Below are 11,487 nucleotides of genomic sequence, written 5' to 3'. Positions count from 1 at the left end.
AACGTCGGGATGGTTTTCTGAGACAAGCAACGGGTGCTTAGCTCAGTTGGTAGAGCGGCGCCCTTACAAGGCGTAGGTCGGGAGTTCGAGCCTCTCAGCACCCACCAAATCAGAAAACTGTCCAGTGCTTCATGGATCAGCAATACAGATCATACGAGCTTGGAGTGGTAGTTCAGTTGGTTAGAATACCGGCCTGTCACGTCGGGGGTCGCGGGTTCGAGTCCCGTCCGCTCCGCCAATAAAAGAAAAGCCCTTTGGTTCCCGGAACCGAAGGGCTTTTCCCATTTCAGAACCAGAAAACACGTCAACACTCCCTCCCTTGAATATTTTTGCCCTTTTCAGCAAAAAAACTGCTGTTAGCCCTCAAGAATAGTTGCACAAGCGGGAAAGCGCCCCCTATAATAGTGCCTCTTCCAGACGTGGTGACAAACGTCGGGATAGTTTTCTGGGTATGCGGGTGCTTAGCTCAGTTGGTAGAGCGGCGCCCTTACAAGGCGTAGGTCGGGAGTTCGAGCCTCTCAGCACCCACCACCAATACAGAAAATTATCCAGTGCTTCATGGATCAGCAACACAGATCATACGAGCTTGGAGTGGTAGTTCAGTTGGTTAGAATACCGGCCTGTCACGTCGGGGGTCGCGGGTTCGAGTCCCGTCCGCTCCGCCAATAAAAGAAAAGCCCTTTGGTTCCTGGAACCGAAGGGCTTTTCCCATTGTGGGGCCAGACCCTCAACACCGTCAACGTCAACCTTAAAGCTAACTTATCCAGGGGTCTGACCCCGGCTGTTAGAATCAGCGCTACCCTGACTCCGCCCCTGCCCGCATGCGCATGCCCCGTAGTACTCATCCCTATATCGCCCTGCGCTTGCGCCTGGCGCATCATGCTTTGCTGCAATTTGCCGCCAGCCTGGCCAGCTCCATGGAAATTCTCGTGTTCCTGGCCGGCCCTGTCCTGCTGGGTTTACTCAGCGTCATCGCCCTGCCCGGCTTTCTCGCCATGAGCCTGCCCTGGCCCGCCGCCTTGGGCGTGGTGAGCGCGCAAGCCCTGCTGAGCTGCCTGCCCGCCTGGCTGCTGCGCAAGCGCCTGTTGCCGGCGCCCATCGCCGCCTGGCTGCGCCAGCTGCCCTTGCCGACGCGCTTGCGCTGGCAAGCCGACGTGGCCGTGGCCAGCTTGCTGATGCTGCCGCTGGGCTTCGCCTATGCCGTCTCGGCCACCATCTGGCTGCTGCAGTCGCCGCCCTGGCTGCGCCCGATTGCCGCGCCCGGCATCGCCGCCACCATCGCCGCCTGGCTGCTGGCCTGGCTGCTGACGACGCTCATCGTGGCGCAACGCCTGCGCGCGCCGCGCGCCGCACAAAGGGCGCGCCCGCCAACGATGAGCGCCTATGTGCCGCAACGGCCCCGCTGGCGCACCGTGTTCCTGTGGCGCCAGCTGTTCTGGCTGCCGTTCTGGCGCAAGGAAAATGTGATTGGCCTGCAGCAAAGCGTCTTGCTGGCCACGGCTGGTGCCAGCATGCTGGCCTGGCTGTTGCGCGCACCCCTGGTGCCGGCACCGCTGCTGGGTTTACTGGCCAGCGCCAGCCTGATCATTGTGACGGACCGCGGCGACAAGGCCGTGCGCGAGCAGATCGCCGTGCTGCGCCCTTCGCTGAACGCCTGGCCCCTGGCCAGCACTGCCTTGACACGCCTGGCCTGCGCCGCCAGCCTGCTGCCACCATTTGCAGTACTGCTGGGCGCTGGCGTCTTGCTGTATTGCATTGATCCAGCCGCCTTGCAGCAGCGCGTCACCAGCGTGTATGCCCTCACCGCCAGCGCGGCCCTGTTGGCCATCGTCGGCCTGCCCCGCCTCACGGCGCGCGGGCGCGTCGTCCTCGTCGTCCTGTCCATCCTTGCCTTGAGCGCTATCGGAAGCGAATTATGGAATTGAATGCCTCTTCTCCCACCCTGCAGATCGAGCACCTCGATTTTCACTTTGCCACGCACAGCGTGTTTCAAGGTTTTAACCAGCAATTCGGCCCCGGCATCACCTGGCTGCGCGGTGCGAACGGGGCCGGCAAGACGACCCTGCTGAAACTGGCGGGCGGCGCCCTGCTGCCGGCGCGCGGCGCCATGCGCCTGGATGACGTCGACAGTGGCGGCCTGCCGCTGGCCTACCGCGCGCAAGCCTTCTATTGCGGCGGCGACGCGCCCGCCCTGCCCTGGCTGCAGGTGCATGAATGGCTCGACCTGCACCTGGCCCTGTATCCGGACAGTGACCCAGCCTTGCTGAACGACGAACTGGATGCATTTTCCATGATGCCGAGCTTGCAGCAAAGCATCACCGCCCTCTCGCTGGGCCAGCACAAAAAGCTGCAACTGGCGCTAGCCCTGGCCTTGCCCGTGCGCCTGCTGCTGATCGATGAACCGTTCAATGGCCTCGATACGTCCGCCATGGCGCATCTGCGCGCGCGCCTGGCCGAGCCGGGCCGCCTGGCGCGCCAGTGCATCGTGCTGACCAGCCACCTGGCGCCGGACGTGCCGCTGGCGGCGACGATGGAAATATAGACAGGAAATACAGCTTTGCAGATCAACCAAGGACAGCTTACGATGCCGTGTTGCAAAAACCGGCGATCCCGGTGCAGCCACTACGACAACACGGCGCGGTTATTCACCGCGCCAGGCTTATTCTTGGAGAACAATATGTTGAACACCCACCGCAGCACCCTGGCCATCCTGTGCGCCGTCCTTGCCACCTCCTCCATCGCGGCCGGCCCCACGGGCACGCCCGCGGACTATGGCAGCAGCGCCCCGCACGCCGCCGCCCAGCGCAGCATCGACCTGCAGCCCGAGACGCGCCACATCAACGTCACGCGCGGCGAAACCGTCACCATCGCGCGCGCCGGCCAGCGGTTTACGTGGCACGTGCAAACCTTCAACAACAAGACCGTCTTCGCCCTGAGCGACATCGCGCCGAAGGACATGCCCGTCGATGGCATCGCGGTGTATGTCGCCGGCAACCCGCTGTACGCGGGCAGCTGATTTCCTGCGCCCATAAAAAAACCGGAGCAGCCTCGCAGCCGTTCCGGTTGTTACAGCGTGAAGTGTTACGCCGTCAGCGCTTCTTTCGCTGCGGCTTCTTCAACCACTTCCTCGTCGTCCGAGCGTATCAGGTGGTCAAAGGCGGACAGGGCTGCCTTGGCACCTTCGCCGGTGGCGATGATGATCTGCTTGTACGGCACCGTGGTGACGTCGCCGGCTGCAAACACGCCGGGGATCGAGGTCTGGCCGCGGGCATCGACTTCGATTTCGCCGTGGCGCGACAACGCTACCGTGCCTTTCAGCCACTCCGTGTTCGGCACCAGGCCGATTTGCACGAAGACGCCTTCCAGCTCGACCTTGTTCGATGCGCCGCTGACCCGGTCGGTGTAGCTCAGGCCATTGACGATCTTGCCGTCGCCGTGGATCTCGGTGGTTTGCGCCGAGGTGATCACGCTCACGTTAGGCAGGCTGTGCAGCTTGCGTTGCAGCACCGCATCGGCGCGCAGTTCCGCGCCGAACTCGATCAGGGTCACGTGTTTCACCAGGCCGGCCAGGTCGATCGCCGCTTCCACGCCCGAGTTGCCGCCGCCGATGACCGCCACGCGCTTGCCCTTGAACAAGGGACCATCGCAGTGCGGGCAGTAGGCGACACCGTGGTTGCGGTATTCCTTCTCGCCCGGCACGTTGATTTCGCGCCAGCGGGCACCGGTGGCCAGGATGACGGTCTTGGCTTTCAGGATAGCGCCATTCGCCGTTTCAATCTGCACCAGCTTGCCCGGCGTCAACTTTATCGCGCGCTGGGTATTCATGATGTCGACTTCGTATTCCTTGACGTGCTGTTCCAGCGCCATGGCGAACTTCGGACCGTCCGTTTCCTTGACGGAAATGAAATTCTCGATGGCAAGCGTATCGAGTACCTGGCCGCCGAAACGCTCGGCCAGCACGCCCGTGTTGATGCCTTTGCGGGCCGCGTAGATGGCCGCTGCCGCGCCGGCAGGGCCGCCGCCGACGATCAGCACATCAAAGACGTCTTTCTTGTTCAGTGCTTCAGCCTGACGTGCACCGGCATTGGTGTCGAGCTTGGCGAGGATTTCCTCGACATTCGTGCGGCCCTGGCCAAAGTGCTGGCCATTCAAGAACATCATCGGCACGGCCATGATCTGGCGCGCTTCCACTTCTTGCGGGAACACGCCGCCATCGATGGTGGTGACCTTGATGCGCGGATTGATCACCGCCATGGCATTCAAGGCCTGCACCACTTCCGGGCAGTTATGGCAGGAGAGCGAAATAAACGTTTCAAACTCGTAATCGCCATCGAGGTTGCGGATCTGCTCAATCACGGCGTCGTCGAACTTGATGGTGTGGCCGCCCACTTGCAGCAGCGCCAGCACCAGCGAGGTAAATTCGTGGCCCAGCGGGATGCCGGCGAAACGCACGCCGATATCGGTGCCTGGGCGGTTGATACTGAACGATGGCTTGCGCTCGGCGCCATCATTGCGCTTGACCAGCGTGATCTTGTCGCTCAACAGGACGATTTCCTGGAGCAATTCTTCCATTTCACGGGCCTTGGCGCTGTCATCGAGACTGACGACGATCTCAATGGGCTGCACTACTTTTTCCAAATAGGTTTTCAACTGCGCTTTGAGATTTGCGTCCAACATGATTTTTTCCTTTGACAAATATTTAGGCGAATGCCGGGCCGGACACCCGGTCCGGCATCGCGGTAACTACTTGTTTGCTGCTAGATGTAGCAAGGTTTCAAGACTTAGATCTTGCCAACCAGGTCCAGCGATGGGGTCAGGGTTGCTGCGCCTTCCGTCCATTTGGCTGGGCAAACTTCGCCTGGGTGAGCGGCTACGTATTGGGCTGCCTTAACTTTGCGCAACAGTTCCGATGCGTCACGGCCGATGCCGTTGTCATGCACTTCCAGCACTTTGATGAAGCCGTCCGGATTGATGACGAAAGTACCGCGCAGTGCCATGCCTTCTTCTTCGATCATGACTTCGAAATTGCGCGACAGGGTACCGGTTGGGTCGCCGATCAGTGCGTATTGCACTTTCTTGATCGCGTCCGAGGTGTCATGCCATGCTTTGTGCGCGAAATGCGAATCGGTCGAGATGCCATAGACATCGACGCCCAGCTTCTGGAATTGAGCGTAGTTATCGGCCAGGTCTTCCAGTTCGGTTGGGCAAACGAAGGTGAAGTCGGCTGGGTAGAACACGAATACCGACCACTTGCCTTTCAGTGACGCTTCCGTCAGGTCGACGAATTTGCCATTGTGGAATGCGGTTGCCTTGAATGGTTTAACTTGGGTATTGATGAGCGACATAGTCATTTCCTCTCGTGTGGTGAATCAGTAAGACCCTAGTGTAAGGGGTTTTAGTCCATATTCAAAATTGATTGTCACAATAGTTTCAATTGGTTTTAGCTATCACGACGCTATGGGAACACCATCATAGGCAGTTCCCGCAGGATTGAATAGCGGCAGCGCTGGAGATTCCGGCTGCCGCCCGGTGTTTAATTCTTAAGCGCGTCTGGAACTTTTCCCCCGTTTTCCGCCAGCTTGATCATCACCTGGCGGTGCAGCCAGATATTCATGCTGGCCGAATCATTGGTGTCACCCGTGAAGTGCAGCTCTTGTGCCAGTTCCTTGCGCGAAGCCAGGCTACTGTCAAGCTGCAGCAGTTTCATCAGGTCGACGATGGACGTGCGCCAATTAAGTTTTTCCGCGTTCTTGCTGGCCAGGTCGACCAGCACCACTTCCACGTCCACCACCGGCACGGCAACCGCTGGAGCAGGTGCCGCCGCCGGTGCTGCCGCCGCTGGCGCGTCGGTAGCGGCGGCTGGCGTGGATGCCGGAGCGGCGTCGGACGCATGGTGGAAGATTTTATTGTAGATATTGCTGAAAATGCCCATGAGGTCACCTCGAGTTGAGTGAATGGAAGAAGATTTGCCTGCGCACTAGGTCCAGGACCCATGACAGCAATGCCGGGCGCAGGCGCCGGCCAGTCGAGTATAAGCCTGTTCAGGCCGGGAGCCCTGTCCCGCAGGGCCAGTGGACATCTGGTGGCAGGGCACGCCTGTTTCAAGGGTGCAAGGGCCGCCGGGCGTGCAGCAGCGCATCGAACGCTTCGATGGCCAGCGGCGGCGCAAACAGATCGCCTTGCGCAAAATCACAGCTTATGCCCAGCAGCAATACGCGCTGCTCTTCGGTCTCCACCCCTTCGGCGATGACCTGCAAGCCCAGCTTGTGGGCCATGGTGACAATGGCTTCGCACAGCACCAGTTCGCTGGCGCCGGGCGCCAGCTTGCGCACCAGCACGCCGTCGAGCTTCAGGTAATCGATGCCGCATTGCTGCAATTGCGTCAGCGAGGCCTGGCCACTGCCGAAGTCGTCCAGGGCGATCTGCAAGCCCGCCTCGCGCAAATGCTGCAGCCGCTGCGCCATGCCGCTGCCGGCGCCGGCACCGGCACCGGGTCCCAGCAGCGCATCTTCGCGCATGTCGAGCACGATGGCCGAGGCCGGCACATCGAGCGCCATCAGCTGGCGCAGCCAGGTGCCGGGCGCCTCCACTTCGCGCTGCAGCTCCAGCGGCGACTGGTTCAGGCACAGTTGCAGCCCCGGCAAGCCGATGGCCTGGCCCTGCGCGCGCCAGCGCAGCAGTTGCGCGGCCGCCGTGCGCAGCACCCAGTCGCCGATCTCCACGATCAAACCGCTGCTTTCGGCCAGCGCCAGGAAATCGGGCGGCCACACGATGCCCCGCTGCGGATGGTTCCAGCGCAGCAAGGCTTCCGCTTTGACAATATTGCCGCTATGCAGCTCGACAATGGGTTGGTAATGCAGCTGCATCTGCTGTTCGCGCAAGGCCGTGCGCAAGTCCGCCCCCATGCGCATGCGGTTGACGGCCGCCACCTGCATCGCGGGCGTAAAGTAGCTGTAGCGGTTGCGCCCTGCGCCTTTCGAGACATACATGGCCTGGTCCGCATGCTTGAGCAAGTCCTCGATATTGCCCGCGTCGTCCGGATACAAGGTGATGCCGATCGAAGCCGAAACGAAGGCCTGCTCCTGCCCCAGCAAAAACGGCGCCAGCAAGCCGTCGAGTATCTGCCGCGCGATGCGGTCGACTTGCTGCAGATCATCGAGGTCAGACAGGATCACCGTGAATTCATCGCCACCCAGGCGCGCCACCGTGTCCGTCTCGCGCACGCCCACGCGGATGCGCCGCGCCGCTTCGATCAGCAAAATATCGCCCTGGTGGTGGCCCAGGGTGTCGTTGACCTCCTTGAAATGGTCGAGGTCGATGAACAGGATGGCCACGCGGCTCGTATCGCGGCGGCCCTGGGCCAGCGCCTGGCGCAAACGCTCGTGGAACATGCGCCGGTTCGGCAATTGCGTCAAGGTATCGAAATTGGCTTGCTGCCAGATCAGCGCTTCCGTTTGCCGCTTGTCCGTCACGTCTTCCAGCATGCACAGGTGGTGCGGCCCGCCATGGCGCGCCGTGGCGATGGCCGTCACCGAGGCATCGACCCACACCACGCCACCATCGGGACGCACGATGCGCTTGGCGTGGCGAAAGCCTTGCATGCGCCGCGCCAGCAGCTGCGCCACCTGCTCTTGCTCGCTGGCCACGTCGTCGGGATGGCTGATCTCCATCCAGCTCGACCGCTTCATGTGTTCCAGGCTGCGCCCGCTGATGGCCAGGTAGCGCGGATTAATATCAAGAAACTGTCCGCTCACGGTATCGATCAGGGCGATGCCCATGGGCGCTTCCTCGAACATGGTGCGAAAGCGCAACTCCCCCTGGCGGATGGTTTCCTCCGTGCGGCGGCGCTCGCGCGCCAGGTTGCTGAAGTGAAAGGCGGCCGACACGGCCAGCAAGCTGCCCGCCACGCCCAGCGACAGGTACAGCCAGCCCAGGTCGGCACCTGGCACGGGCCGATACAGGAAGCCCTTGTAGGCGCGGCTGTCCGTAGCATTGGGCGGCAGCACGCCCATGGCGACATACGTGTCGGCGATATGCTGCCAGCGCTGGGGATTCATGTAACCGAGCTCCACCAGCACGGGCTGCAGCAGCAATTCCATCTGCTGCGCCTCGTACAGCAGATGCGCGTGGTCGTGGCGCTGGCTGTATTTGACGTGGATCAGACGCGCCATTTCCTCGCGGTGCGCCATCGCGTATTGCCAGCCGCGCAAGCTGGCTGCACGGAACGCTTTGACGCGCTCGGGATGGCGGCGCAGTTCGTGCTCGCTGGTAAACAGGTTGTCGCCGTAGAAATCGATGCCGGCCGTGCGCGGCGTAAATTGATAGTAGGGAAAACCCGCCCGGTCCAGGTAGTCCGGTTCGTTGGTGGAATACGCGGCAATCGCGTCGACCTTGCCGTCGATCAAGTCCTCGACCCGGTAGCTGGGCGGCAAGTGGCGCAGCTGCTGCGGCGCGACGCCCATTTTCTGCAGGAACAGCGATACTTCATCGGAAGCGGTCGCCACCTCGGTAGGCGCGCCTATCATCACGGCCGCCCCCGCCAGCTTGCGCACGTCGGGCGCGCCGCCATGCTGGCGCATCAACAGCACGCTGGGCGAATGCTGGAATACCACGGCCAGCACCACCAAGGGTTTGCCAGCCATGCGGCTGAGCAACAAGGTGCTGTTGCCGATGCCATACTCGGCCTGGCCCGTCAGCACGGCGGCCTCGGCACGCGGCCCGCCGCTGCCTTCGACCAGTTTGACCTCCAGCCCCGCCTCGCGGTAATAACCTTGCTCGATGGCCGCGTAATAGCCGGCGAACTGGAACTGGTGCGTGAAATTGAGTTGCAGGGAGATGGGTTCCAGCGCCCGGGCGGGCGTGGCCAGGCACAGCAGCAGGAAGAAAAGGCAGCGCCAGCCGCGCGCAAGCCTGCCGGCGAGCGGCAAGAAGGAGCGGAAAGCGTCGGATGCTTTCTTCGGCATGGCAGGACACCACAGGAAACTGCCGATCTGGCAGGGGTAAGGCTATTGTAGTCGCCCCTTTTGCCGAAGGATAATTATTTCAGGGAGGACAATAACGTTAATATTTTTGGCAAACAATTTCACCATGATTTGCGCTAGAACACGACGCCAGCCACCAGAATGACGTTGGCATACGGACTGCACTCACCCGTGCGCACGATGGCGCGCGCGCCCTTCGACAATTGCTTGAACTCGTCGTGCGTCACCTGGCGCGCATCGGGCAAATCCAGGGCCGCCACCTGTGCGGCCATGGCCGGGTTGTGCTGTGGCAACTCGCTGGCGAGCAAATGGTATTCCACCTGCATTTCGCTCAGCACGGTGTTCACGGTATCGATGAAGCCGGGAATGCCGCGCGTCAAGGCCAGGTCGATCAGGGGCACGCCCGGCTGCGAGGGCAAACCCGCATCGCCGATGACGAGCATATCTCCATGGCCGAGCGAAGCGATCAGTTGCGACAGCGCAATATTAAGCAGCGGTGATTTTTTCATGGGCGTGGTGTCGTTAGAACAGCTCGTGCAAGTGGGGAATCGAGGTTTGCGCGCCAGGCTTGGTGACGCTCCAGGCGGCCGCGCGCTGGCCTTGGCTGATAGCTTCCGCCTCGTCCATGCCGGACGCCAGGCCCGCCACAAAACCGCCGATAAAGGTGTCGCCGGCGGCCGTCGTGTCGACGGCTTGCACCACTTCGGCCGGGAAATCATAATCGCCGCCATACAGGGCCGCGTGCACGCCCTTGGAGCCGAGGGTGATGATGACGTTGTCGCTGCCCAGCTTTTGCAGCGCGGCCGCCAGCGCCTTGACGTCCGCGCCTTGCGGGCTGACGCCGGCCAGCATGGCCGCTTCGATTTCATTCGGAATCAGGTAGTCGACCAGTTCCAGCACGCCTTCGGGCAAGCTGGCCGCCGGGGCCGGGTTCAGCACCACGGTCTTGCCCAGGGAGCGGGCCAGTTTGATCGCGTGCACGACGGTAGCCATGGGCGTTTCCAGCTGCAGCACGACAATATCCGCCTGCTCGATCAAGCCTTGCGCCGCATCAATGTGCGCGGGGCTGAGTAAATCGTTGGCGCCGCCGGCAATCACGATGCTGTTCTGGCCATTGTCGTCCACCAGGATCGAGGCGATGCCCGAGGCGACACCCGGCAAGGTGGTGATGTGGCTGTCGATGATGCCGTCGCCGACCAGCGCTGCGCGCAGGGTCGCGCCAAATGCGTCATCGCCCACGCAAGCGACCATGGCCACTTGCTGGCCACCGGCCGCCACTTTGCCGCTCAGGCGCGCGCAGGCGACGGCCTGGTTGGCGCCCTTGCCGCCAGGAATGGTGCGAAACGCGCCACCCGTCAGGGTTTCGCCGGGAAGGGGCATGCGCGGCACGCGCAAGACCAGGTCCATATTGATGCTGCCGATAACCACGATCATGATGTCATTCCCATCAGTTCAGTTGCAGGTGAAGAAGTAGGTGCGGTAGAAGGTACAGTGGCGGCCACGCTGGAGCCGCGCACGTGCAGTGCGGGCGCGATGCTGCGCTGCTGGCGCGGCAAGGCGGGGTCGGCGATGCGTGCCAGCAGGCAGGCAGCCGTGATGCGGCCCAGCTCGCGCGTATTTTGCGCCACGCTGCTCAAGGCCGGATGCACGAAACTGGCCAGGTCGATATCGTCGAAGCCGACGACGGCCAGCTCGCCCGGCACGGCAATGCCCCGCTCGGCGGCGGCGCGCAGGGCGCCAAAGGCCATCAGGTCGTTGCAGCAGAACAAGGCGTCGGGGCGCTGGCCTTGCGGCAGCGCCAGCAAGTCCAGCGCAGCCGCATAGCCGCCCGCGCTCGTAAAATCACTATGGCGGCACAGCGCATCGGCCAGGACCACGCCCGCGTCCGCCATGGCACTACGCGCACCGTCGATGCGGTCGTTGGAAATACTCACTTCGCGGGGACCGGCGATGCAAGCGAGGCGTCGGCGTCCCAGCCCCAGCAAATGGCGCGCGGCCAGCACGCCGCCGGCGCGGTTGTCAACGGCCACCGCATCGATGGCCAGGTCGCTGGGCGCGCGGTCGAGCAGCACAGCCGGCACCTTCATCTTGCGCAGCAATTCGCCATCGCTATCGGCCAGCGCGGATAAAATCAGGCCGTCGCAACGCTTGGTCAAGAGCACGTTCAAGTAGTCGCGCTGCTTGACGGGATCGTCATCGGAATTGCACAAAATCACGCTGTAGCCGGCCGCGTAGCAACTGTCCTCGATGCCGCGCGCCACTTCCGAAAAATACGGGTTCGTATTATTCGGAATGATCAGGCCGATGGTGCCCGTGCTGCGGCTGCGCAAGGAACGCGCCAGCGCGCTGGGCACGTAATGCAATTGCTCCGCCGCCGCCAGCACGGCGCGGCGCGCCTCGTCGCTGACGGGGCGGGTATTGTTGAGGACGTGCGACACGGTGGTAAACGACACCCCCGCCGCCTGCGCCACTTGCTTGATGGTTGCCATTGGCCGCGCTTTCTCCT

Annotated in this window: 10 protein-coding genes and 4 tRNA genes; 7 read left to right on the top strand and 7 right to left on the bottom strand. The window is 62.5% G+C overall.

What is annotated here, in order from left to right; all coding sequences use genetic code 11:
* Nucleotides 1-31: 31 nt before the first annotated feature.
* The 7 genes from ACQ4WP_RS17640 (at nt 32) to ACQ4WP_RS17610 (ending at nt 3,016) form a co-directional block, all read left to right on the top strand.
* Nucleotides 32-107 (top strand) — tRNA-Val (locus ACQ4WP_RS17640).
* Nucleotides 108-161: 54 nt separating this feature from the next.
* A tRNA-Asp gene (locus tag ACQ4WP_RS17635) sits at nt 162-238 on the top strand.
* A 217-nt stretch (nt 239-455) separates the two neighbouring features.
* A tRNA-Val gene (locus ACQ4WP_RS17630) sits at nt 456-531 on the top strand.
* Between the two features lie 57 nt (nt 532-588).
* Nucleotides 589-665, top strand: a tRNA-Asp gene (locus tag ACQ4WP_RS17625).
* A 162-nt stretch (nt 666-827) separates the two neighbouring features.
* On the top strand, nt 828-1,925 hold the full coding sequence (locus tag ACQ4WP_RS17620) for a hypothetical protein (protein ID WP_436522820.1): 1,098 nt from the start codon (nt 828-830) through the stop codon (nt 1,923-1,925).
* Nucleotides 1,916-2,542 carry an ATP-binding cassette domain-containing protein gene (locus tag ACQ4WP_RS17615; protein ID WP_436522818.1) on the top strand — a complete coding sequence of 209 codons (627 nt, stop codon included), beginning with the start codon at nt 1,916-1,918 and terminating at the stop codon, nt 2,540-2,542. The genes ACQ4WP_RS17620 and ACQ4WP_RS17615 overlap by 10 nt, the downstream gene beginning before the upstream one ends.
* 135 nt (nt 2,543-2,677) lie before the next feature.
* Nucleotides 2,678-3,016 carry a CzcE family metal-binding protein gene (locus ACQ4WP_RS17610; protein ID WP_436522816.1) on the top strand — a complete coding sequence of 113 codons (339 nt, stop codon included), beginning with the start codon at nt 2,678-2,680 and terminating at the stop codon, nt 3,014-3,016.
* Nucleotides 3,017-3,081: 65 nt separating this feature from the next.
* Here the strand turns inward: ACQ4WP_RS17610 and ahpF are convergent, their stop codons facing one another.
* The 7 genes from ahpF to ACQ4WP_RS17575 form a co-directional block, all read right to left on the bottom strand.
* On the bottom strand, nt 3,082-4,677 hold the full coding sequence (ahpF, locus tag ACQ4WP_RS17605; RefSeq protein WP_436522814.1) for an alkyl hydroperoxide reductase subunit F: 1,596 nt from the start codon (nt 4,675-4,677) through the stop codon (nt 3,082-3,084).
* A gap of 104 nt (nt 4,678-4,781) precedes the next feature.
* Complete coding sequence (ahpC, locus tag ACQ4WP_RS17600) at nt 4,782-5,345, bottom strand: alkyl hydroperoxide reductase subunit C (RefSeq protein ID WP_436522870.1); 564 nt, start codon at nt 5,343-5,345, stop codon at nt 4,782-4,784.
* Nucleotides 5,346-5,533: 188 nt separating this feature from the next.
* Nucleotides 5,534-5,932, bottom strand: coding sequence for a DUF3597 domain-containing protein (locus tag ACQ4WP_RS17595; protein WP_436522812.1), 399 nt, complete (start codon nt 5,930-5,932; stop codon nt 5,534-5,536).
* Nucleotides 5,933-6,101: 169 nt separating this feature from the next.
* Entirely contained in the window at nt 6,102-8,963 is a 2,862-nt protein-coding gene (locus tag ACQ4WP_RS17590) for an EAL domain-containing protein (RefSeq protein WP_436522810.1), read from the bottom strand.
* 134 nt (nt 8,964-9,097) lie between these two features.
* A complete protein-coding gene (rbsD, locus tag ACQ4WP_RS17585; protein ID WP_436522808.1) occupies nt 9,098-9,490 on the bottom strand; it encodes a D-ribose pyranase in 393 nt (130 codons plus the stop codon).
* A 13-nt stretch (nt 9,491-9,503) separates the two neighbouring features.
* A complete protein-coding gene (rbsK, locus tag ACQ4WP_RS17580) occupies nt 9,504-10,415 on the bottom strand; it encodes a ribokinase (protein ID WP_436522806.1) in 912 nt (303 codons plus the stop codon).
* Nucleotides 10,412-11,470, bottom strand: coding sequence for a LacI family DNA-binding transcriptional regulator (locus ACQ4WP_RS17575; RefSeq protein WP_436522804.1), 1,059 nt, complete (start codon nt 11,468-11,470; stop codon nt 10,412-10,414). The genes rbsK and ACQ4WP_RS17575 overlap by 4 nt, the downstream gene beginning before the upstream one ends.
* Between the last annotated feature and the right edge of the window lie 17 nt (nt 11,471-11,487).

The sequence above is a fragment of the Janthinobacterium lyxosi genome (genome assembly GCF_051380665.1).
Classification (GTDB): domain Bacteria; phylum Pseudomonadota; class Gammaproteobacteria; order Burkholderiales; family Burkholderiaceae_D; genus Janthinobacterium.
This window is presented reverse-complemented; position numbering and strand designations above follow the sequence as displayed.